Source organism: Nicoliella sp. ESL1120 (genome assembly GCF_058508515.1).
The window spans coordinates 434523-461505 of record NZ_CP196383.1; the positions used below are offsets into that span (position 1 = coordinate 434523).

General features: G+C 49.3%; 1 protein-coding gene. It reads left to right on the plus strand.

Annotated features, from left to right (window positions below; translation table 11 throughout):
• Positions 1 to 12: 12 nt before the first annotated feature.
• Positions 13 to 26982: a DUF5776 domain-containing protein gene (locus ACSYTE_RS01950; protein ID WP_491717041.1), complete on the plus strand. Its 26970-nt coding sequence runs from the start codon at positions 13 to 15 to the stop codon at positions 26980 to 26982.
• Position 26983: the final 1 nt, after the last annotated feature.

Below are 26983 nucleotides of genomic sequence, written 5' to 3' on the forward strand. Positions count from 1 at the left end.
GGGGATGTCCTCATGCTTTATAATAAATTTCAATTTAATAAAGTTAATGATAAAAAAGTCCTTCGGAAAGTAAAGAAGCACTGGGTAGTAGTTTCACTATCCATGCTTTCATTACTAGGAGGAGCAGCGGCAGTGAGTCATGGAACTGTCACTGTTAAGGCCGATGCTAATACTAGCTCTACATACGGTTCTGGATCAGCTAATGAAGATGAACAAAGCACTTCTGATGCTGGATCTAAGACTAGCGCTTCTGATAGTACGACTAGTTCTGCTAGTGCTTCAAGCAATAGCTCAACCACTTCAAGTAGTAGTGCCAGCTCAACGACTTCTAGTTCAGCTAGCAGCGATACTACTAGTTCGGATAGTAAATCAACTACTTCGTCAAGTGATAATACGAAGAGTTCATCAGCTGATGATAGCTCTGCAAGTTCTGCAAGCGCTTCTGCTAAATCAGAAGAAAGCGCTGGTTTTGCTGCGGCTTCATTAGCCGAAAAGAACGGTACTTCAGTACCAGCTAGTTCAGATGATAATTACAATAAAGGGGTCTTAGAGTATGATGCTTCAGCGGCTTCAGCTGCTACAGCATCATCTTCTAACTCTACTACCACTAGTTCAGCTGACTCCAATAGCTCAACGACTAATTCAGGTTCGTCATCAGCTTCAACGACTAGTGATGTTACCAGTGATGTAATTAGTTTCCGTGATGGTGAGGGTTCAACAACTCCATCATCGACCTCAGCTCAAATCAGTGCTGCCATCAGTGCTGGTTTCTCAGCTGCTGCATCTGCAGCTTCAGCTGGTAAGACGCTTGCTAGTAGCTCAGATCCTAACTATAATAGCGGAATTGCAAGCTACACGAATTCAGTAGCTTACAGTTCGGCTTATTCTGCTGCATACACCGCATCTTCAAATGGATCGACGTACTCATATAGTGGAAGTAATTCCAGCCTCGCTAGTGCGGTCGCTTCTGCTACTAGTGACTATAGTGCGTATAGTTCAGCATTCGCTAGTGGACTTTCAGCTGCTTCTTCAGCTGCATTTTCTGGAACTAGCGTTAGTGCTCAAAGCGCAAGCGGATTTTCTGATGGGGTTCAAGCTTACTACGCCGCTAATGCTGGGGCCGTGGCTGCTTGGAACTCCTTGCATCCAGATGATACTAAGTCTGCCGATTCAGCAGGCTCATTTAACGCTAGCAATGCGTTCTACGTGCAAGGTTACAATGCCACAATCAATGCATTCAATACTTACAATAGCTTAAATGCTAGTGCTGGGACTCAATCAGGTTCTGCGATCTATGGTTCTGGTGGTCTTGGCCAACAAACTAGCTACACCAGTGGTTCCGTCAACCGGGGTAACTCCGCCCAAGTTGTGAACTCACCTAGTGATAGTGCTGAAGCAACTTCTGGGAATAACGTTACCAGTGGCACCGCAGGTGTTTTGACTGGGACTGGAATTAACACCGCAGCCCCAACTCAATCGCTAGCTTATAACTACGCCATTGACTACTTCCTGGGTCGCCAGGGGGCTTATGATGCCGAAACCGGTCGTTGGAATGGGGCCGATGGTAAGGGTAGTTACACGGTCTTAAATACCAGTACGAATACCAATAACCCTTACATCCAGGCCTACAATGGGGCGCAAGCTGCAATTAACAACGAACAAACTGGGAGCATTCAATCGGTTACTAACTTAACTACGGCCCAAAAGAATAGCACCACTAATAACTACCAGTATGGTTATAATGATGTTGCCAATAAGGTTAATACCCAGAATAACTACTTCCTTACTTACAACACTCCTAATTCAACCTTAGATACCCTTCTTGGTCTCTCCAATAGCGGAACGAATACAATTAGATTTACTAGTGATTATAACTATACTTCGGCGGGTTCTTCCGCTCCTTCTAATTCAAACCTTAACATTGTTGTTAATGGTCAAAATCACGTTGTTGATTTTGGGCAAATGCATCAAAACCCATATAACATCGGTAGCTTAACCATTGAAAACTTTGCTAAGATGTATGGGACGAATGAATATGGTGCAATTAACCTTTATAACTCAACTTCAGGAAGTTTAACCTATAGAAACCTTAACTTTGAAGGATCTCAACTGTTCTATGGGCCTACTTTGCCTAACCTATATCTTGATGGTGGGGTTAGCGTTATTAGTGAGGGTCAATACACCAGTCCATTTAGGTCTAATCAAGTAACTGATGCACCAACTCAACAAAACTTTCAAGTTACTAATATGGAAGTATTACCAAATGCATATTACTATGGTCAGACTCAAAATGGTAATAATGTTGAATTAGGTGGAAACCTTAAGTTAGATCAAGGTGCTACCATGAATTTAGTTCCTTATACCGATCTTTCCAAGGGGAACCCTGAAAACTACTACACTGGTAATGGTGCAAGAGGATCTAGAGGTATATTGTTAACCGGTAGTAGCTCTAACCTATCTATTGGTAAGGGTGCTACTTTAAATATTACTCCTGGAAATGGAGCCGCATCTGCTCTTTATGTTGCTAGTGGTGGAAGTGTGAATATTGATGGTGGTTCACTAAACGTTACTTATAATAATAACCCTGTCGACACCAATCCTACTTTTATTGCTGGGAATGTTAACGTTCAAGATGGTGGAACTTTCAATGTTCACGCTACTAATAACGCTACTAATATCGGTGGGGACTTAGTTACTCTTTCTGGGAGCCTAAACGTTCAAAACCGTGGGAACTTGTTAATTTACGATCAAGGTGCAAATACTAACCCTGCAATGACCTTACTTAATAATACAGGGTCTGTTACCATTAATAACCCTGGTAGCAACGTGATCTTTAGTAAGACTGGTTTAACCTATGATTCCTCACAACCAGGTGCCGGGAAATTCTTCGTTACTACTCCAATTAATGCCTATTCCGTTTTTGGTCAAATTGATGGTACTACTGACCAGACCCCACAATACTTGATTAGTATTAATACCACATCTAGCAATAACGGAAGTGTAATCCAAGTTCTGAACCAATATGGTCAACAAGTTGCTGACAATTCGTTAACTTCATTTGATAACGTTAATAATAAATATCTATCATTCCATGCCGTTCCAACCGTTTACATCAGTGGGCAGCCATATTTAGTTACGAATAGTAGTGCACTAAGTGGCTTCTCATTAGCAACTAAGTTGGAGCTTGCTAACGTTAAAACCACTGATGGGTATGTTTACGTTCGGGTTAATACTAATGGAAATGATGAAAAACCAGGGACAAATGATAACCCAGCGAGTGCTGCAGTTGATAGTAATGGAATGATTATTGATTCTGCGCAAGCTTCGTTAGCATCAGGGGTTAGTGAATCTGATTATCGGAATGCCTACACGATTGCTATTCCAGTCTCAAACTTCACATCTAATTCTGATGGGACTTACACTTACACTTACACCCGTCCATTGAATGCCGTTAGTTTGCCAACTTCAGTTACCGACGTTAAAGTTGATGCTCAATATGGGGTTACTAATAACCAGACTGAAATTAAGACTAGTGGTAATAGCACTGTTGCTAGCAACAGTACCCTTAACCCTGCTACTTCAGCCATTGTAAATAATAGTAGTACCACTAGCGGGACCATCGCTGGGAATGCTCAGGCCCCAGATAACACCGGTTCATACACTAGTGCTGCGCAATCTGCATCCGTTAGTGCCGGTTCATACGCTGCTGCTGCTCAATCAGTAGCTAGTGGGATGACTTCATACTCTAGCGTTGCTTCTAGCGCTTCTAGTGTTGTTTCCAGCTTTAACAGCTCTGCGCAATCATTAGCTAGTGACAGTAGTGCGCTTTCAAGCAACTCTAGTTATTCAGCAACGGTTAGTTCTGCTGTAGCTGCAATTAGTGCTGCTAACAAGGATGCAAGCTCGCAATCATCATTAGCTAGCTCCGCTAGTGTAGCGGCAAGCAACGCAATTTCGTCTGCCTTTGCAGCTTCAACGGCTGCTAGCACATATGCTATTCAGGCCTCTTCAGCAGCTAAAAGTTTTGCCGCTGTTTCAGGAGCGAGCGCCCAACTTTCAGTTAACAGCTTGGTTTCCGGCTACGCTTCCCAAGCCGCTTCAGCAGCTGCGCTTGCATACAACCAATCCTCAGCCGTTACTTCAATCAATGCCAATGGATCATTGGCTGCTTCTCAGGCCGTTTCTGATGAAATGAGTGCTGCAATTGCTGCCTTTGCGCTCAGCTCTGCTTACACCAGTGTTCAAGCTTCTAGCGCTGATTCATTAGCTAGTCAAGCTAACTCCGAAGATGGCACGATCAATAACAACAAGTCCGCTGTGGATTCAGACTTCACCAGTGTTAACAGCATTGCTAGTCTTTACCCATCCAATGCGGATATCAAGAATGACCAATCAGTAGCATCTTCAGCTTCTGCTACTTTGTCAGCCGCTTATTCTGCTGGTTCATCTGCTAATTCAGATGCCCAAGTGGCTAAGGCTTCAGCTGATGCTGCTGAAAGTAATGCATCATCAGTAGCCGCTGCAGCTTCTGCTGCCGTATCGACTGTTGCTGCTCAATTATCAGCGGCCCAAAGCTTTGCTTCTGCTGGTAATAGTGCGTCTGCACAAAATGCATTAATTGCCGCTGGTTCTGCAAGCACCAATGCATCAACTGCTGATAGCAATTTGAACATTTACACTTCCGCCGCTTCTGCTGCCAACGTGAAGGCATCTTCCGCTGAATCAGTGGTGGCTGCTAACTTGAAGTCTGCGAGTGCCGCTGCTACTGCAGCTAATTCCGCTGCTGCTAATGCTAGTTCAGTTGCAAGTAGTATTGCTGCAAGTACTGGTAATAGTGCTAGTTCCATTGCATCTAGTGCTTCAAATGCTGCTTCCGCTGCCGCTAATGGTGGATCATCAAATGCATCCAATGCGGCTTCACGGGCTAATACCACTAGTGTTGACGCATCTAGTGCCGCAATTAATAATTCATCTGCTAACTCAGCATCTGCAGCTGCATCTTCTGCCAACAGCAATGCCCAATCCGTTGCCTCTGCTAACTCAGGTAATTCAGCAGTTTCTAGCGCCGCTGTCGTGGCATCTTCCGCCACTTCAATCGTTAGTTCTGCTGCTAGTGTTGCTTCTGCTGCTAATGGCTCTGCTCAAGCTGCTAAGGCTCAGGCGGATAGTGACAATGCGAAGGCATCCAGTGCCAACGCTGCTGCTAGTGTTGCCAATGCTGCCGCAGACTCCGCATCCGCAGCTGCTGCTTCTGCTACTGCTAAGGGTGATCATTCAACTGCTAGTGCTGAAGCAAGTACTGCTGCTAGTCAAGCTGCCATTGCTTCGAATGCTGCAACTGACGCATCAAATGCTAATAACGATGCTAGTACTCAGGCTTCGATCGCATCGAGTGCTTCTGTTGTTACATCGAGTGCCAACGCTGTTGCTTCATCCGCAAATAATACGGTTCAATCCGCAAATAATACGATTAACTCAATTGCTGGTTCTGCAACTACTGATGCTCAATCCGCTGCAGCCGCTGCATCAAAGGCTGCTGCTGATGCATCTAATGCTGCAACACCATCATCCAGTGCTAATAGTGCTAACGATGCTGCCAAGAGTGCATCATCTGTTGCTAGTGCTGATTCCGCAGCCGCTGGTTCCTCAATTGCATCCTCAATTGCTCCAGCCCAAAGTGCTGCAAACAGCATGAACAGTGCTTACCCAAGTAACGCTGCCGTAAGCAGTGCTTCTGCTGTCATCTCAAGTGCCGCATCGACTGCTAGTTCCGCTGCCAATGACGCAACTTCAGCATCCAATGATGCCAACTCCGCCAGCGCTGCTGCTAGTTCACACGCTGCCGCCCAAAGTGCCGCTGCTAGTGATGCGAGTGCCCAAGCTGCTACTGCTAAATCCGCTGCTGCTGCTGCTAGTTCCGCTGCCAATGCTGGGAACGCTAATGCTGCTAGTTCTGCTAACGCCACTGCGCAAAGTGCTGCTGCGCAAGCATCTGCCGATAGTAGTAACGCAACTTCTGAAGCTAACGCTGCAGCCAGTGAAGCTGACAAGGCCAAGAGTGCTGCTTCTCGAGCATCTAGTGATTCTGCAGCCATTAGTAGTGCTGCCCAATCCGCAAGCTCTGCTGCATCTGCTGCATCTGCAAACGTAAATGGTGGATCAACTGCTAATAGTAACGCCAGTGATGCCGTTAAGAGTGCCGACAGTGCTTCGATTGCTGCATCCAGTGCCGCAACTGGTTCTGCTAACGGTGCTTCTGATGCCTCCAATGCATCATCACACGCTAACTCCGTTGCTTCTACCGTTGCCAGTGTTACTGATTCCAGCAATGCTACTAGTCTAGCTACTTCATCCGCTAATTCATATGCTAATGATGCTAAGTCAATTGCTAGTGCTAACTCCGGTAATCAAGCTATTTCCAGTGCCGCTTCAGTTGCTAGTTCTGCTGCTTCCGTCGCTGCATCCGCATCTAGTGATGCCGATAATGCTAGTTCTACTGCCGCTGCTGCTAAGTCACAAGCTGACTCTGACAATGCCAAGGCAGCTAGTGCTAACACGACGGCTAGTTCTGCTGCGTCCGTTGCGCGTGCTCAATCAACCGCTGCCAGTGAAGCCGCTGCGAATGGTGATTCAGCTGGTGCATCCAGTGCTGCTTCTGCTGCCAATTCCGCAGCCGTTGTAGCATCCAATGCTGCCACTGACGCATCGAATGCCAATGCCGACGCTTCTTCAGCTGCAGATAGCGCCAATGCTGCTTCTGCGAAGGCATCAACTGCTTCATCAGTTGCATCCAGTGCCAACGCTGCTGCTCAAGCTGCTGATGCTAATGCTTCTTCAATTGCTAAAAATGGTGATTCTGCTGCGAACGCTGCTGATTCCGCTGCGAAGGCTGCCAGTGAAGCGGCATCCGTTGCCAATCAGGCTGCATCCAACGCTACCAGTGGGGCTTCCAGTGCTAATACGGCTGCAAATAGCTACTCAGCTGAAACTAGTTCCGCTTCCAGCACTGCTGCTCAATCAGCAACCTCAGTTGCTTCAGCGCAAAACTCAATCAGCTCAATGACGAGTCAATACCCAAGCAACGCAACCGTAAGCAGTGCTGCTGCTACGATTTCTAGTGCTGCTGGGGTAGTTAGTTCTGCTACTAAGGACGCCACTGATGCCTCTAGTGATGCTAACTCCGCCAGTGCTGCTGCTAGTTCATATGCTGCTGCTGCTTCTACAGCTGCGAGTGATGCTAATGCCCAAAGTACGGCTGCTAGTTCAGCTGCAGTAATTGCACACTCCGCTGCCTCCGCTGGGAATACTTCATTGGCTAGTTCAGCTGCCGCAACTGCTAAAGCTGCTCAAACCGCTGCTGAAACCGATAGTAGTGCTGCCGAAGCTGCAAGTACTGCTGCTGATTCCCAAGTTGCTTCTGGAAAGGCTGCCTCTGAAAAGGCATCTAATGCTTCTTCCGCAATTGCTAGTGCTGCTCAAGCTGCTAGTGCCGCTGCCAGTGCCGCTGCTGCGAATACTAATGCTGGTTCAGGCGCTAATGCCGAAGCTTCAACTGCAGTTGATAATGCCGACAAGGCTTCCAGTGAAGCATCCAGTGCCGCCACTGGTTCCGCAAATGGATCCGCTGACGCCTCGAATGCTGCATCCCACGCTAACTCAGTTGCTTCAGACGTTGCCAATGTTTCTAACTCCAGCAACGCCACTAGTTTAGCTAATTCATCTGCCCAATCTTACGCTGGGACAGCTTCTGCGATTGCATCTGCAAATCCAAATAATACGGTGGTATCCAGTGCGAACTCAGTTGCCCAATCTGCTGCTGCTGTCGCTTCATCCGCATCTAACGATGCAAACAGTGCTAGTTCCACTGCCGCTGCTGCTAAGTCACAAGCAGACTCTGACAACGCCAAGGCATCCAGTGCTAACATCGTTGCAAGTACTGCTGCATCTGCAGCCCGTTCTGCATCCAGTGCCGCTAGCGAAGCCGCTGCTAATGGTAATTCATCTGCTGCCCAAAGTGCTGCCGATGTTGCCAGTCAACAAGCATCCAGTGCGCAAAGTGCTGCTACTGACGCTTCAAATGCGAATGCCGATGCTTCTTCAGCTGCATCGAACGCTAGTGCTGCTTCAGCTAAGGCATCGACTGCATCATCCGTTGCTGCTAGTGCTAATGCCGCTGCTCAAAAGGCCGCTCAAGACGCTGCCAACGCTGCTAACGGAGATAAGGCCACGACTGCTGCCGATAGTGCTGCTTCAGCTGCTAAGAGTGACGCTTCTGCCGCTGCTAATGATGCTTCCAACGCCTCAAGTGGGGCTACCAGTGCATCATCTGCAGCTGATGACTACTCTAAGGCTGCCAGCTCTGCATCTAGCACCGCTGCCCAATCACTTAGTTCGATTACTGATGCATCCAGTTCTGCAAACAGCTTGAAGAGTGCTTACCCAAGCAACTCAGCTGTTTCGAATGCGGTTGCTTCAATTACGAGTGCATCATCCACTGCTGCATCCGCTTCTAAGGACGCTACCGACGCATCCAGTGCTGCTAACTCAGCTAGTTCTGCTGCTAGTTCATACGCATCTGCTGCAAATTCAGCTGCTAATGATGCCAGCACCCAAGCTTCAATTGCTAGTTCCGCTGCATCCGTTGCGCACTCTAAGGCTTCTGCCGGTGATGCTTCTGGTGCGAGTGAAGCTGCTACTTCCGCTGAAAATGCACAAAAGGCTGCTGATACTGATAATGCCAATGCTTCTTCTGCATCTGCTTCCGCTGCCAGTGAAGCTGCTGCTGGTTCAAGCGCTGCATCCAAGGCCGAAAGTGCATCCAGTGTCATCTCAGATGCTGCTAAGGCCGCTAGTGAAGCCGCTTCCTCCGCTGCTGCGAATGCTAACGCTGGATCAGGTGCTAACACCGATGCATCCAACGCCGTAAACAGAGCTAACCAAGCCTCCGTTGACGCATCCAGTGCCGCAACTGGTTCTGCCAGTGGTTCAGCTGATGCTTCTAATACCGCATCACACGCTAACTCAGTTAACTCTGATGTTGCTAGTGTTACTGCTTCTAGTTCTGCTACTAAGTCAGACGCCGCAGCTGCTTCGACAGCTGCCGATAACGCTAAGTCAATTGCTTCGGCTAACCCAAGCAACACAGCGGTTTCCAGTGACGCTGCCACTGCTTCCACAGCTGCTGCAACTGCTGCATCTGCATCTAGTGATGCTGATAATGCTAGCACCGCCGCTTCCGCTGCTAAGTCGCAAGCTGACTCTGACAACGCTAAGGCATCGAATGCTAACAGTGTTGCAAGTACCGCTGCTTCTGCAGCTCGTTCTGCATCCACTGCCGCTAGTGAAGCTGCCGCCAAGGGTGATTCATCTGCTGCCCAAAGTGCAGCCACCGTTGCTAGTCAACAGGCTGACAGTGCCCAAAGTGCCGCTTCCGACGCATCGAATGCTAATGCTGATGCTTCTTCAGCTGCCGCTAACGCCAGTGCTGCATCTGCTAAGGCATCCATTGCTTCATCTGTTGCCGCTAGTGCCAACGCTGCTGCCCAAAAGGCCGCTCAAGACGCTTCTGCGAATGCTAACGCTGGCGCAGGTGCAAACTCTGAAGCTGCTAACGCTGTTGATAGAGCTAACCAAGCATCCATTGCTGCATCGAGTGCCGCAACTGGTTCTGCCAGTGGTTCTTCTGATGCTTCAAATGCTGCATCACACGCTAACTCAGTTGCTTCAGACGCTGACAGTGTTGCTAATTCTAATACAGCTACAATCAGTGATGCTTCCAGTGCAATTTCATATGCAAGTACGACCGCTTCCATTGCATCTGCTAACCCAGATAACACGGTCGTATCCAGTGCTAACTCGGTAGCTAGTGCTGCATCTGCTGCTGCAAGTTCAGCTAGCACTGATGCCTCCAATGCGAATGCATCTGCTAGTTCTGCTAACACTCGGGCTAGTTCCGACAACTCTAAGGCATCCAGTGCCAACACCGTTGCAAGTAGTGCCGCTTCAGCTGCTCGTTCCGCATCCGCTGCCGCTAGTTCCGCTGCTGCTAAGGGTGATTCAGCCACTGCCCAAAGCGAAGCTACCATTGCCAGTCAACAGGCTGACAGTGCCCAAAGTGCCGCTACCGACGCATCGAGCGCTAACGCCGATGCATCCAGTGCCGCTTCCGATGCTAGTGCTGCTTCTGCGAAGGCATCCACTGCTTCATCCACTGCCGCTAGTGCTAACGCCGCTGCTAAGTCAGCAGAAGAAGCTGCAACCGCTAACGTTAACAGTGGAAACGCTGCTAACAATTCCGCCGCTGCTGCTTCTACTGCTGCATCGTCCACTGCAAACGATGTGCCATCAGTTGCCAGCTCCGCAACTGATAGTGCCAAAAGTGCTTCAGCAGTTGCTAGCGTAGTAAGTTCCGTAAACAGTGCGATCTCACAAGCTACGACTAGCGCATCTGACGCTAAGGATTCCGTTTCTTCAATGGCATCTAACAACCCTGGCAACAGTGCCGTTAACAGTGCTACTTCCGTTGTAAGTAGTGCTTACTCCGCTGCTAGTTCTGCTAGTGCCGACGCATCTCACCAAAACTCAATTGCTCAATCAGCAAGCACGACCGCATCTGTAGCTAGTTCAGCTGCTAGTTCAGCTAACTCCGCTGCTGCTGATGCTGCCAGTCAAGCTGCTGCTCAATCAACTGCTGCCAGCAATGCTGCTAAGTCAGGGGACACCAGTGCTGCTTCAACCGCTGCAAGTAACGCTGCTTCATACGCAAGCAAAGCTTCTGATGAAAGCAACGCTGCGAAATCCGCAAGTGCTTCTGCTGAAGCCGCAAGTAAGGCTGCCGATGCTGCTAAGTCAGCAATCGATAGTGATAGTGCAACTGCTTCGAGTGCTGCCTCTGACGCTACTTCCGCTGCTGCCGCTGCATCAAACGCATTGGACAGTGGCAACCAATCTGCTGCCGCATCTGCTGCTGCTAAGGCTGGTCAAGACAGTACCGCTGCTGGAAGTGCATTCAGTTCTGCCCAATTGAACTCCAATGCTGCTTCCAAGGCATCTGCTGATGCTAGTTCTGCAAATTCACTTACTAGCAGTGATGCTGGTGTCGTTAGTTCTGCATCTGCTACAGTTAACAGCTTGAACAGTAACAACAGTGATAACCCAGTTGTATCCAGCGCATCATCTGCAATTGCATCCGCATCCGCTGTTGCTTCATCAGCATCATCTGACGCTGTGATCGCTAATAGCGCTGCGAGTGCTGCTAAGGCATCTGCTGACTCTGCCGTTGATAGTGCTAAAGCTGCTTCAACCGCTGCTTCAAATGCTGCATCCACTGCTAGTTCATACGCTAGTCAAGCTGCCTCTGCTAAGGGGAACGATGCTTCCTCATTAGCCAGCCAAGCAGAATCTGCTGCTGCTAATGCTGACACTGCTTTGAGCAGTGCTAACAGTGCATCTAACGCTGCGAACTCCGCTGCCCAAAACGCTACTAGTGCTGCTCAACGGGCTGCTTCTGATCAATCAGTTGCATCCAGTGCTGCTCAAGTTGCATCCAATGCTGCTACGAACGCATCTAACGCCGTTTCTGCTGGAATCTCCAGTGCCAACAGTGTGGTTAGTTCAGCTAACTCCGTAGTGCCATCTGCATCAACTGCTACTTCTAACGCAGCTAGTGATACTAGTGATGCTAGTTCAGCTACTAACAAGGACTCATCAACCGCAAGTTCAGCTAACTCAGCTGCTAAGTCAGCTGCTGATAGCGCTGCCGTTGATTCTGCTGATGCTGCTTCGATTGCATCCGCAAATCCATCTGATGCTTCACTTGCTTCAGATGCTAGCACCGCATCCAGTGCCGCTAGTGCTGCTAAGTCCAACGCTAGTGACGCTAGCTCAGCTTCCCAAGATGCATCTTCTGCATCATCCACTGCATCCAGTGCCAACTCAGTTGCATCCAGTGCCAATGCCGATGCTAGTTCAGCTAATACTGACTTCTCATCCGCATCTGCTGCTGAATCATCTGCTGCTAAGGCTAATAACAGTTCAGCTGCCGCTAGTGCTGCCAGTGCTGCAGCATCAGCTGCTGCTAAGATTCAATCCGCTGCTTCGGTTGCTAGTGCTGCATCTAATGCTGCTGCTAGTGCTAAGGCTGCTGGTGATAAGGCTGCCAGCGTTGCATCTTCTGCTGCTAGTGCCGCTGTATCTAATGCTGCCGTTGCCAGTTCTGCTGATAGTGATGCCAATGCTAAGAGTAGCGCAACTTCATCCGCTAACTCCGCTGATTCACAAGCAGGGAACAGCATTGCTAGTTCAGCTGTTTCTGCTGCTACTTCTGCTTCCAGCACCGTTGCACCAATTGCTAGTGCTACTAATACTAATGCATCTAATGCTGATAGCTATGCTAAGGTTGCTAGTGATGCCAATAGTGGTGTCGGCGTTTCATCAAGCGTCGCATCCGGTGACTCTAGTGCCGTAAATAGCCTTGCTTCTCAATATCCACAAAACAAGATCGTTTCAAGTGCTGCTGTTGTTGTTAGTTCCGCAACCAGTGTGGTTAACTCAGCCAACACTGTTGCATCTAGCGCAAACTCAGTTGCTTCTAACGCTAAATCTGCTGCTGATGCTGCTTCAAACGATGCTGTTCAACAAAACTCAGTTGCTAGTTCTGCTGTTGACGCCGCTAAGAGTGCCAGTTCCGCTGCTGCTTCTGCTTACTCAGCAGGTAGCTACGCTGCCGGTGACAAGTACGCGCGGGTAGCTTCCCAAGCTGCTGCTGATGCTAGCTCCGCCGTTACTAAGGCCCAAGGCGACTCATCCACTGCTAGCCAAGCCGTTGTTGACGCATCTAATGCTGCATCAACTGCTACTTCCGCATCGATCGTGGCATCCAGTGCTGCTTCTGATGCTAATACCGCATTGGACTCCGCTAATAGCGCTGCCAATGCTGCTAATGCATATGCTTCCGGTGCTGCTAAGAATGCAAGCATCGCATCATCTGCTGCTAGTGCTGCTGCTAAGAACAGTAATGGAACCAGTGATGCCAACTCAGTTGCTTCTAACGACGCATCCAACGCTTCCATCTCATCCAGTGTGGCATCGAGTGCCAACTCGATCGCTTCAGATGCTAACAGTAATGCATCGAGTGCTAACTCAATTGCTATTTCTGCACTATCTGGTCACTCTAGTGATGCTTCCATTGCATCTGATGCCTCAGTTGCTAGCTCTGCTGATAACGTTGCATCCAGTGCTAACAACCAAGCATCTAGTGCTACTGCTAGTGCTAGTGCCGCTAGTGTTGCCGTTGCATCTGCTTCTGCAAATGCCAATGCTGCTACTTCAACTGCTAACGCTGCTAAGTCTGCAGCTTCAACTGCTGCTAGCGAAGCTGCGAGTGCTGCTGCTACTGGTGATAACTCTACTGCAGAATCAGCCAGTGTCGTTGCTTCACAACAAGCAAGCATTGCATCAGCTGCTGCTGACTCTGCCAACACTGCTCGTTCAACAGCTGATAGTGAATCAGCCGTTGCATCCAGTGCTGCTTCCGTAGCTAGTTCTGCTGCTTCAGTTGCCAGTTCTGCTGGTGCCGTAGCTAGTCAAGCTGCTGCTGATGCCCAAAGTCGGGCTGCTAAGTTGGATTCATCCAATGCAGCATTAAACTCCAACCGGGCTTCCAATGCTGCGAGTGCTGCTTCTGCTCACGCATCCAATGCTGACAGTTACTATAAGGCTGCTTCAATTGCCAATGACAGTGCCCAAAGTGCAAGTGCCGTAACTAGTTCATCAGCTAGTGCTACTAGCACTGCCACTACAGCTGTTAACTCAATTGCTAGTCAATACCCAAGCAACTCGGTTATTAATCATGCCAGTGCCGTAGCTAGCCAAGCTAGTTCTGCTGCTGCATCTGCTAATGCTGATGCTTCCGTTGCCGGGAACCAAGCTAGTGCCGCTGAGTCTTCTGCATACGCTGCTAAGAGTACCGCTGACGCTGCCGCTTCTGCTGCAAGTTCAGCCAACGCTGCTGCTAAGTCTGCTGCAAGCACTAGCAACCCATACGATTCAAGCGCTGCCGAATCTGCTGCCAGTGCTGCTGAATCTGCTAATAGCGTTGCATCCACTGCTGAAAACAATGCATCCGATGCCGCTTCTGCTGCTAAGTCTGCATCTGATCGGGCCAACACTGACTCATCAATTGCTAGTTCAGCTGCTCAAGCTGCTTCTGCTGCTCAAAGTACTGCTGAAGCTGCCAGTGCTGCTATTAATACTGCTAACAGCATTGCTAGTGATTCAGCCAAGGCATCGAGTGCTTCATCTGCAATCTCAAGTGATTCTGCTAACACCGCAAAGGCTGCTTCTGAAGCCGACACTTCTGCTAACAGCGTTGCAAGTAGCAATGCCGATGCAAGTAACAGTGCCGCTGCTGCTGGTTCAGCTGCCTCTACTGCTGCTTCAATGGCCAGTGCTCACTCTGACAACTCAGCAATGAGTAAGGCTGCTTCTGAAGCTAACGCTGCTGCATCTAGTGCTGCTGCTGCCTCCACTGCCGCATCGAGTGCTAATTCTGCTGCACAATCTGCACAAAGTCGGGCTAACAGTGATAGTGCGAAGGTATCCAGTGCCAACTCAGTTGCATCAAGTGCATCGAGTGCCATTGCTTCCGCATCTGCTGCGGCCCAAAACGCTGCTTCCAATGGGGATCCTTCAACTGCCGCTGCTCAATCCAAGGTTGCTAGTGAAGCCGCTGCCTCAGCTGCTCAAGCTGCTGCTGATGCCAGTGCTGCTAACAATGATGCTTCAAGTGCTGCAAGTGATATGAGTTCCGCTAGTGCTGCTGCTCAATCTGCAAGTACGAACGCATCCACTGCTAATTCCGCAGCCCAATCCGCAAATAACTACATCCACACCATCAATGGAAGTGGATATGATGACGTTACCTCAGCCGAAAGTGCTGCTCGGGCTGCCTCCATTGCTGCAAGTTCAGCAGGGGACACCGCCGGAAGTTCTTCCAATGGTGCTGATAGCTTCGCAGCCGATGCTTCTAAGGCATCCGCTGCTGCGAGCGCATCATCTAAGACTGCTGACGATTCAATGGGCTCAGTTAACTCAGCTAATTCTGAAATTACTTCCCTTCACAGCAATAACCCAAGCAATGTTATTGTTAACAGTGCATCCAGCGTAATCAGTGCTGCTTCTAAGGCTGCTAACGATGCTTCAGATGCTGCAACTTCTGCATCATCATCTGCTAATAGTGCTTCCGTTGCTGCTAGTTCATTTGCATCTGCAGCTAATACTGCAGCTCAATCCGCAAGTGTTCAATCATCAGTTGCTGCATCTGCCGCATCTGCTGCTAGATCTGATGCCAATGCTGGTAATGTTTCAGCTGCTTCTGCTGACGCTGCCAATGCCATTGCTGCTAAGAATTCCGCTGACGCATTGAACAGTGCTGCCAGTGCTGCTCGTGATTCCGCATCCAGTGCCCAATCCGTTGCTAGTGATCAAGCAACCAGTGCAGCTAGTGCCCAAGTTGTTGTATCTAGTGCTGCCGAAGCTGCTTCTAAGGCTGCTTCTGAAGCTGCTGCTAACGTTGCTCAAGTATCTGGTGATAGTTCCGTGGCCAGTTCTGCTGATTCAGTTGCATCTAGTGCCGTTGCACCAGTTCCATCTGAAACTGCTAATACTGACTCCAACGCTGCTGCTGTTTCATCCGAAGCCGATAGCGTAAAGTCATCATCTGCAGCTGTTGAATCTGCATCTGTTGCTACTAGCTCTGCTGCTGCCGTGGTTAACTCAATGATTTCAGCTAATCCATCAAACAGCTCACTTGCTTCTGCATCATCTGCAATTGCTAGTGCCACTGCTGCTGCCACTGCTGCATCTAAGGATGCTAATGCTCAAAACTCAGCTGCTCAATCTGCATCTACTGCCGCTTCAATCGCAAGTAGCAATGCCAATGCTGCATCCACAGCTGCATCCACAGCATCCGCTGGGGCTGCCAAGGAATCCGCTGCTGCTAGTTCCGCTTCCGTAGCTGGTGATTCCAGTGCTGCTGATAGCGCTGCATCTGCTGCGAAGTCATATGCATCTGATGCTGTGACTGCCGCTTCCTCCGCTGCTGCTGCTAATAAGGCTGCCAGTGATGCTAGATCCGCTGCTGACTCCGCATCTGCTGCTGCTGATAACGACTCAAAGGCCGCTTCAGAAGCTGCATCCGCTGCTGCTAGTGCCCAAAGTTCAGCTGGTAGCACCATTGATAGTGGTGAAGCTTCTAACGCTGGAAGTGATGCTAAGCATGCCGACGATGATAACAGCGCTGCTAGTTCAATCTCGGCTGCTGTATCCAATGCCGCTAATGATGCTTCATTGAAGTCCAGCCAAGCTAGCGTTTCATCCAGTGAAGCTAGCGAATCAACCAGTGGGGTTAACTCCGCTGCTTCCGTTGTTAACAGTATCTTCAGTAATAACAGTGGTAATTCTGTAATTGCTAGTGCTTCATCCGTAGTTAGTTCCGCAAGTTCAGCTGCTAACTCCGCATCTGCTGATGCAACCAGTGCCTCTGCCGATGCTTCTAAGGCTAAGTCAGATGCTGACGTTGCTTCTGATAATGCTAACAAGGCCTCAACTGCTGCATCTACCGCTGTATCCGAAGCTAATTCATATGCTTCCGCTGCATCTGCTGCTCACGGTTCTGATGCTAAGTCACTTGCTGACAAGGCCGCATCCGCTGCTGCCGATGCTGATACCGCATTATCAAGTGCCACTGCAGCATCTACTGCTGCTTCTGATGCTGATAGTCGGGCTTCTAGTGCTTCTGCACGGGCTGCTGCCGATTCCAAGACTGCTGCTGATGCTAGTTCCGCTGCATCTGCTGCCACTGCTAGTGCCACTGCTGCTAGTCAAGCTATTTCCAACGCCGGAAGCGCTCAAACAATTACTGCTGGTGCTGGCAAGTTCGTTAGTGCTGCATCAGTTGCATCTAACGATGGTAATAGTGCTGCTGCTTCAGCCGTATCTAACGCATCCAATGCTGCAACTAGTTCCGCTGCAACCAGTGGTGACGTTACTAACTTGAGTTCTAACGGTGACGTAGTTAACAGCATTGCATCTGCAAACCCAACGAACTCTTCAGTTGCTTCTGATGCTAGCCTTGTTGCTTCATATTCAGCTGATGCTTCTAAGGCATCTGCTGCTGGATCAACTGCTGCATCGAATGCTGTCATTGATAGTTCTAATGCTAATTCATTTGCTCAATTAGCATCTAGTCAATACGCTGCTGCTGTTGCTGCATCCAGTGCTGCACAAAGTTATGCTAACGCTGCTACTAGTTACGCTGCCAGCGGTGATAGTGCTAATGCATCCACTGCTGCTAGCCAAGCTGTTTCAGCAGTTTCCGCTGCTAGTCAAGCTGCTTCGAACGGTTCATCATACACTAACCAAGCCGTTAGTGCTGCTCAAAAGGCAACTGCTGAATCACAAAATGCAGCTTCAGCTAAGGCCGCTACTAATAGTGATGCTAACAATGTTTCAACCATTAAGATCAGCCTTGCTGCTTCAGTTACTTCAGTTAACAACGCTGCATCTAGTGAAGCCGCTTCTGCTCAACCAGTTGCATCCAGTGCTTCATCCGATGCCAGTGCTGCTGCTTCTGGAACTGTAGTTAACAGTAATTCTGCTGATTCTAGTTCATCACTTGCTAGTTCCGCTAACGATGCTGCAAGTACTGCTGCTGCTAACGCCAGTGATGCTGCTTCAGCTGCCGTTAACGCCGCATCTAACAACCCAACTGACTCATCAATTGCTAGTGATGCTGTCGTTGCTGCTTCAGCTGCTAAGGTTGCATCCAGTGCTGCTGGAACTGCCCTTAGTGCATCTAGCAACGCACGGGTAGCTTCATCTACTGCAAATAGTGCTAACTCAGTTGCTTCATCAGCTAACACCACTGCTGGTAATGATTCATCTGCTGCATTGAGTTATGCTATCCAAGCTGATTCAGCATCTAGTGCTGGTAACATGTCAAATGCTAAGAGCTACGCTGACTTAGCATCTAGTGCCGCCGCTGCCGCTGCTGCTCAAGCTGTAATTGCTAACAATGCTTCTGCTGCTGCCGCTCAAGCTGCTAAGGATGCATCTAACGCTGCTTCTCAAGCAATTGCTGCCAATACTGTTGCACAATCAGCTAACGCCGTTGCTTCTGCTGCTGGTAGTGATGCTACCAAGGGAAGTACTGCTAACTCATCTGCTGCAACTGCTGATACCAGCGCTGCATCTAGTGCCAACTCAGTTGCACCAGGATTTGCAAGTGGGGCATCTGTAAGTGCTAGTCAAGCTAGTTCTGATGATCAAGATGCTGCTAAGTACTCTAGTGAAGCATCTGCTGCTAATAGTGGTGCCGATGTATCATCATCCGCAGTTAGTGCTGATAGTCAATACGCAAGCAATGCGGTTTCTGCTAACCCAAGCAACACCGTTGTTAGCTCCGCTGCTTCCGTAATTAACTCTGCCAACACTGTTACTTCAAGTGCTTCAGCTGATGCTAGTTCTGCCAATGCACAAGCTTCAACTGCTAAGTCAAATGCCGATGCTGCTGCTAATACCGCAAGTTACCAAAACTCACTTGCTCAAAAGGCCGCAACCGATGCATCAGCTGCTAATTCAAACGCCTCATCAGCATACGCTGCTAAGGATTACTCCGCTGGAAACAGTTATGCCAACGCTGCAGTCCAAGCTGCATCCAATGCATCAACTGCCAGTTCCAATGCCGCATCTGCCGCCGCCGCTGTTAAGAGTGCTACTGATTCAGCATCTGCTGCTAATGCTAAGGCACAAGCCGACTCAGTTGCTGCATCTAATGCTGCATCTGCTGCTTCTGCCGCTAGTGCTGCCATCAGTAATGCTGTTCAAACTCAAAATTCACAAACCAGCGTTGCTTCATCCATTTCAAGTTCAGCTTCTGCTGCTGAAAGTGAAGCCGCTGATGCTAATACCAATACTGGTAAGAACAATGCTGCTACTTCATCTAACGCAAGTGCAACTGATTCAGTTGCAAATCAAGTTAGCTCCGCTGCTAGCCTAGCTAGTTCACAAGCTGATGCTGCTAATAGTGCTTCAAGCGTAGCTTCATCAGTAATGAGCGATGAAAATTCAGCTGATCCTGCTACTACTTCAGCTCTTTCAAGTGATGCTTCAACCGCTGCATCTGCTGCATCTGCTGCAAATGATGCTAAGACTTCTGCTGCATCTGCTAAAACCGCTGCAGATTCTGCTTCTGCTAGTGCTAATGCTGCTTCAACTGCTGCATCTAACGCTAGAAGTAATGCAACCTCAGCTAAGAGCGCTGCTACTAGCCTTGCTAGTTTAGCTTCATCTGCTGCCGTTGCTGGTAACAGTTCCGCTGCTGATAGTTACAATAGTCAAGCTAAGTCCGCTGCTGATGCTGCCAGTTCACAAAACGCAAGTGCTCAAAATGCAGATTCAGCTGCTGCTAGTGCAAGTACGGTTGCTTCAACTGCTGCATCTAATGCTTCAGCAGCTTCAACTGCTGCAAGTCAAGCTTCCTCAACTGCATCTAGTGCTGCATCTGATGCTCAATCCAGAGCTGCTAAATACGACGCTAACCAAAGTAAGAAGCGGGCATCCAATGCTGATTCTGCCACTGATAGCGATGCTGCCGCTGTTTCTGGTAACAGTTCCGCTGTTAATAGTGATTCAGCCGTAACCAGTGCTGCTGTTTCTAACACTACGGACGCTTCAAACAGTGCTAATTCTGCTGCTAGCGCCACTGCATCACAAGCCTTAGCTCATCCTAAGAACTCCGTCATTGCTAGTGCTAACTCAACTGCTAACTCAGCTTCAGCAGTTGCTAGTCAAGCTGCTAACGATGCTAGTGCTGCTAACGCCATCGTAAGCAGTGCTTCAGGAGTTGTAAATTCTGCTTCTGCCGCAGTTAGTGGTGCGCAAAGTGCTGCTTCCGATGCTTACTCATCAGCAGCTAGCTACGCTTCTGCAGCTAGTGATCCAAACGCTACTCCAGCCCAACGGTCAACTGCTAGAAGTGCCGCTGCAAGTGCTGCTGATAGTGCTGCTTCACAAGAACAAATTGCATCTAAGGCTGCTGCTGCAGCAAGCAACGCAACTAACGATGCTGCAAATGCTACGAGTCGGGCTAGTCGGGATCAATCAATTGCTTCAACTGCTGCTTCTCAAGCTGCTGATGCCAATTCTGCTGCTAGTGCCGCTGCCGCTGCTGGAACCCAAGGGGATGCCAGTGCCAATGCTTCTTCATCCGAAGCTGCTAGTGCAAACACTGCTGCATCCAACGCTGCCAGTGGTGCTAACAATGATGCTGTCTTAGCATCTAGTTACGCAAGCAACGCAAATTCATCAACTAGCCAAGCTTCTGCTTCTGACAGTCTTGCATCTAGCGTTGCCACTTCTGCAAACAGTTACGCTTCTGCACATCCTGGCAACAAGGTGGTTAGCTCCGCTGCTTCAGTTGTTAACTCCGCTGCTTCAGTTGCCAGCTCCGCTCATGCAGACGCCAACTCTGCTAACTCCGATGCCCAATCAGCTAAGAGTACCGCCAGTACTGCTGCTCAATCAGCAAGCAGTGCCAACGTAGTTGCTAGTTCTGCTGCTACACTTGCATCTAGTTATGCTAGTGCTGCTAAGAGTTACGCTAGCGATGGTGATCAATCAGCTGCTGATAACGCCAATGCATCAGCTGCCGCTCAAGCCGCAACTGCATCAACTGCTGCATCAAACGCTGTTGTTGCTAGTCAAACTGCATCAACTGCTGTTAAATCAGCATCCAGTGCTGCTGATAGAGCTGCTAGCGACGCTAAGACTGCTGCAGATGCTGCATCGACCGCTAGTTCAGCAACTAACGATGCCAATAACGCCGCTAACGCCGGTGATCAAGGTTCCGCTAGTGCCAGCGCTGCTAACTCGGTTGCATCCAATGCTAACACCGCCGCATCTAACGCTGCCAGTGGTGCTAACAACGATGCTGCCTTAGCATCTAGCTACGCTTCCGATGCTAGTGCTTCAACTGACACTGCATCTAAGGCTGACACGAATGCTGCTTCCGATGCTGCCAGCGCCACTGCCTTCTCATCTGCACATCCAAATGATAAGGTAGTTAGCTCCGCCGCTTCAGTTGCGAACTCCGCTGCTGCGGTAGTAAGTTCAGCACATGCAGATGCCAACTCAGCCAACTCTGATGCTCAATCAGCTAAGTCGGCTGCATCTAACGCCGCTGCTTCTGCAAACACTGCTAGTGTCAACGCAAGTCAAGCTGCCAGTGCTGCTGAATCTGCCGCTAGTGTTGCTAACAGTTACGCCAGTGCAGGGGATGCCGACTCCGCATCCAGTGCTAACGTAGTAGCTTCTAACCAAGCTGCTGCTGCTAGCCAAGCTGCTAGTCAAGCCATCGTTGCTAGTCAAACTGCATCCACTGCCGTTGTTTCCGCATCGAGCGCTTCTGTTCGGGCCGCTTCTGACGCCAAGGTTGCTACCGACGCTGCCGCATTAGCAAGCTCCGCTAACACGGATGCTTCTAACGCTGCCGCAACTGGTAACCAAGGATCAGCTAGTGCAAGTACTGCTAACTCCAGTGCTGCCAGTGCTAATACCGCTGCATCTAACGCTGCTAGTGGTGCTAACGACGATGCTTCTAATGCTGCTAAGTACGCAAGTGAAGCTAGTGCTTCAACTAGTGATGCAGCTAATTCTGATAGTTCTGCTGCTGATGACGCTACTTCCGCTAATAGCTACGCTTCCGCACATCCTGGCAACAAGGTGGTTAGCTCCGCTGCTTCAGTTGTTAACTCAGCTGCTGCGGTTGCCAGCTCCGCTCATGCTGATGCAAACTCAGCCAACTCTGATGCACAATCAGCTAAGTCGGCTGCATCCAACGCTGCTGCTTCCGCTAACTCGGCTAGCGTTACCGCCAGTCAAGCTGCAGGTTCTGCTGAATCAGCTGCCAACGCCGCTAAGGTATTTGCTTCTAATGGTGAAGCTGAATCTGCTGCCAGTGCCAATGCGGTTGCTTCACAACAAGCTGCCGCTGCGAGCCAAGCTGCTAGCGAAGCCGTTGTTCAAAGTCAAACTGCATCCACTGCCGTTGTCTCCGCATCGAGTGCTTCTGTGAGAGCCGCTAATGATGCCAAGGCTGCTGCCGATGCTGCTAGCTTAGCTAGTTCCGCTAATAACGATGCTAAGAACGCCGCTAACGCTGGTGATCAAGGTTCCGCTAGTGCCGATGCTGCTTCCAACAAGGCTGCTAACGCTAACACCGCTGCATCAAATGCTGCTAGTGGTGCTAACAACGATGCTGCCTTAGCATCCAGTTACGCTGCCGATGCCAGTGCTTCAACGAACACTGCATCGACTGCCGACACCACCGCTGCTAGTGCTGCTGCATCTGCGACTGCCTTCTCATCAGCACATCCTAACAACTCTGTAGTTAGTTCCGCTGCTTCAGTTGCAAACTCCGCTGCTGCGGTTGTAAGTTCTGCTCATACCGATGCAAACTCCGCTAACGCTGATGCACAATCAGCTAAGTCGGCTGCATCAAGTGCCGCTGCTTCTGCTAACGCTGCCAGCGTTACTGCTAGTCAAACTGCCAGTGCTGCTGAATCTGCCGCTAGTGTTGCTAAGAGTTACGCAAACGAAGGAAATGCCGACTCTGCATCCAGTGCTAACGTAGTGGCTTCTACCCAAGCTGATGCTGCTAGCCAAGCTGCTAGTCAAGCTGTTGTTGCTAGTCAAACTGCTTCAACTGCCGTTGTATCTGCATCCAGCGCTTCCGTCAGAGCCGCTAGTGACGCTAAGGTTGCTACCGATGCTGCCAGCGTGGCAAGCTCCGCTAATGCCATTGCTTCCAACGCTGCTAACGCCGACAACCAAGGATCAGCAAGTGCAAGTACTGCTAACTCAGTTGCTGCTAGTGCTAACACGGCTGCTTCCAATGCTGCCAGTGGTGCTAACAACGATGCTTCCTTAGCAGCTAGCTACGCTTCCGATGCCAGTGCTTCAACTAACACAGCATCAACTGCTGATACCAATGCTGCTAGTGCTGCTGCGACTGCGACTGCCTTCTCATCAGCTCATCCTGCTAACAAGGTAGTTAGTTCAGCTGCTTCAGTTGCTAACTCCGCTGCATCAGTTGCAAGCTCAGCTCATGCCGATGCAAACTCCGCTAATGCTGATGCTCAATCCGCTAAGTCTGCTGCATCGAGTGCCGCTGCTTCTGCTAACGCTGCTAGTGTTAACGCAAGCACCGCTGCTCAATCCGCTGAATCAGCTGCTAATGCTGCTAGCGTCTTCGCAGATAATGGGGACACCGTTTCCGCTGCGAGCGCCAACGCGGTTGCTTCACAACAAGCTGCCAATGCCAGTGTAGCTGCCAGTCAAGCCGTTGCCCAAAGTCTAGTTGCTTCGACCGCTGTTCAATCAGCATCGAGTGCTTCTGTACGGGCTGCTAATGATGCTAAGGTTGCTACCGATGCTGCCAACATCGCAAGCTCAGCTAACACTGCTGCTTCGAATGCTGCCGCAACTGGTAACCAAGGATCAGCCAGTGCAAGTACTGCCAACTCAGTTGCTGCTGGTGCTAACACAGCTGCTTCCAATGCTGCCAGTGGTGCCAACAACGATGCTAGCCTAGCATCCAGTTACGCTGCCGATGCCAGTGCTTCAACTAACACTGCATCGACTGCCGATACGACTGCTGCAAGTGCTGCTGCAAGTGCAACTGCCTTCTCATCAGCAAACCCAGCTAACAAGGTAATCAGCTCTGCTGCTTCCGTTGCTAACTCGGCTTCTGCTGTGGCTAGTTCCGCCCATGCCGATGCTAACTCTGCTAATGCTGATGCTCAATCAGCTAAGTCAGCTGCATCAAGTGCTGCTGCTTCTGCTAACGCTGCTAGTGTTAACGCTAGTCAAGCTGCCAGTGCCGCTGAATCCGCCGCTAGTGTTGCTAACAGCTACGCTAGTGCAGGTGATGCTGAATCTGCATCCAGCGCCAATGTTGTAGCTTCTAACCAAGCTGCTGCTGCTAGTCAAGCTGCTAGTCAAGCCATCGTTGCTAGTCAAACAGCTTCAACCGCTGTTCAATCAGCATCGAGTGCTTCTGCTAGAGCCGCTAGCGATGCAACGGTTGCTACCAATGCTGCTAACACGGCTGCTGCTGCCAACAGCGCTGCTTCATCCGCCGCTGCTGCTGGTACTCAAGGATCAGCTAGCGCAACTGCTACTTCCAGTGAAGCTGCTAGTGCAAACACGGCTGCTTCGAATGCTGCTAATGGTGCCAATCAAGATGCCAGTGCCGCTGCTAGTTATGCAAGCAATGCTAGTTCATCAACTAGTGCTGCTACCTCTGCAGACGGTCAAGTGAACTCCGTTGTATCTGCTACGAACAGCATTGCTTCGGCTCACCCTGACAACGTGGTAATCAAGTCTGCTAACTCAGTTGCTAATTCAGCTGCTTCAGTTGCTAACTCTGCAACTTCAGACGCTGTAATTGCTAACTCCGCTGCTCAATCAGCTAAGAGTGCTGCAAGCTCCGCTGCAGATTCTGCTAACCTTGCTAGTTCGGTTGCAAGTTCTACCGCAACGCTCGCATCTAGCTATGCTAGTGCTGCTAAGAGTTACGCTAGTGCTGGTGATGAATCTGATGCTGCGATTGCTAATGCATCCGCTGCTGCTCAAGCTAACCTAGCTAGTTCGGCTGCCGTTCAAGCTGTCAATGCTTCCGTTGTTGCTTCTAATGCTGCTCAATCAGCATCTAGTGCTGCAGTGGTAGCCTCAAATGACAATTCAGCTGTAGCAAATGCGCTTGCAATTGCATCCCTTGCTAACTCAGTTGCTAAATCAGCATCCGTAAGACAAAGTGCTGCTATTCAATCAGCATCACAAGCTTCAAGTAGTGCGGCTGCTGAAAGTAACGCGACTGCTTCTCAAGCATCTAGCGCTACCCAAGCTAACTCAGCAACTTCAATCTACGCTGGATCAGCAAGCGCAAATGCTTCTCAAGCTCAATCTGGAGCTTCAGCTGCTAGTTCTGCAGCCCAAGTTACTTCACTCATTGCTTCTGGAGCAACTCAAAACAGCAGTGCTCAATCATATGCAAGTGAAGCTTCTGCAGCAACTGTCATTGCTTCATCCGCTGCTTCTCAAGTAGCGAGTGCAAATGCAATTGTTCAATCTAACAGTAGTATTGCTAGTTCTGCTAATTCGGCTGCTGCATCTGCCAATGTTCAAGCAAGTGCTCAAGCCAGTGCGGCTGTATCATTTGCTAGTCAAGTGGCTAGCGCCGCCAGTGCAGGTAACTTCTCTGCTGTTACTTCATTGAACTCACAAATGAACGCTGCTAATAGTGCTGCTGCTTCATACTACAGCTACGCTACTTCCATAAACTCAGTTGCAACTTCCGCTGCCAGTGCTGCTGCAATTGCTCAATCAGTTGCTAGTTCCGCTAATGTAACGGTTCAAAATGCTAACTCAGTTGCGCAAAGCGATGCTGCCGCTGCTTACGCTGTTACGCACTTGTCTAACAATGCTAGTCAATACGCTTCAGCTGCTAACGCTTCAACTAGTGCAGCTGCTCAAACGTTCAGTCAAGTTAGCGGTAATGCTAACTTAGCAAATAGTTACTCAGTTGTTGCTTACACCAACACTTCAGAAACTGCAACGCCTGCTAGTTCCGCTGTTCAAATTGCTAGTCAAGCACTTAGTCTTGCTGCTCAATCAGCTGGTAACCAAGCATTGATCAGTTATGCTGCTCAAGCTAGTTCTGCTGCCGCTGTTATTACTTCCGCATCTGCTGATGCTGTAATTGCTAACAGCCAAGCTAGTTCCGCTACGGTAGTTGCTAACTCTGCTGCTTCTGCTGCTAATTCAGCTGCTTCGATTGTTAACAGTGCTCAAACCGCTGCTAACAATGCGAATACGAATGCTTCACTCGCTTACTCACGTGGTGATGCTGCACTTGGAGACAGTTACGCATCAGTTGCTTCCGCAGCTGCTGCATCTGCTGCCTCAGCAACAACGCAATTGAGTTCTGCTAACTCAGTGCTTGCTTCTGCTACGGTATTGGCAAGTTCAGCTGCTAGTCGTGCTGCTAGTGATTATCAAACAATCATCCTAGCTGCTAAGGTCATCTTCTCAGGTGAATCTAACCTAAGCTCAACTGCTGACTACTACAAAGAAGGGGTTTCTGACGCTAAGGACGATTCTGGTAAGTCTTCTGAATACGCAAGTCAACCTACTTACCTTGGTGCTTATGATGGTTACAAGGCAGGATACAAGGGTAAGACTGCTAAGTCAGACTTTACTGGTGAAGCTAGTGGTTATGAAACTAATTACGACAAGGCTTATGCTGCTGGACGCGCAGCTTACTTGAAGCAAGTTGCCGCTGGTAAAGCTGCAGCCAAGGCTGATACTAAGTATGCGAAGGAATCATTAGCTGGTAAGTCTGCTGGTTACAAGTATGGATACGTTAAGGAATTCAATGGTAAGTTGAAGAAGCACCCACTTTACATCTACAACACCAAGGGCGTTTACGTTCACAGTAAGGCTACCTTTGGTAATGGTGTAAAGGTTGCTGGATACGCCAAGAAGGCTCGTAACAAGATCAGTGAATTTAAGGTTTCTAAGATTGCCCTTTCTAAGAGTGGCTTGGTACGTTACTACGTTAAGAGTCATTTGAGTGCTAACTCGACTAAGGGTTACCTTACTGCTAACCGCAAGTACATTGTCAACGCTTACTACAGTAAGAGTGAAATGGCTAATGCAGGTAGCAAGACCGTTAAGGTAATCAACAATAAGGGAATTCGGACTCATAGTTCAAAGACCTTTAATTCAGAAAGTGGTAAGTACTACAAGCGTGGCAAAGAACTTCATGTTAATCGGGTTGTAAACTACAGAGGTTTGACTCGTTTCTACATCGGTCACGGTAAGTACATTACTAGTAACAAGAAATTTGTTAAGTTCGTTTAAT

Bases quoted from the DNA above. Each gene is read 5' to 3' on its own strand.
- ACSYTE_RS01950 (WP_491717041.1), top strand. From the start codon at position 13: ATGCTTTATAATAAATTTCAATTTAATAAAGTTAATGATAAAAAAGTC.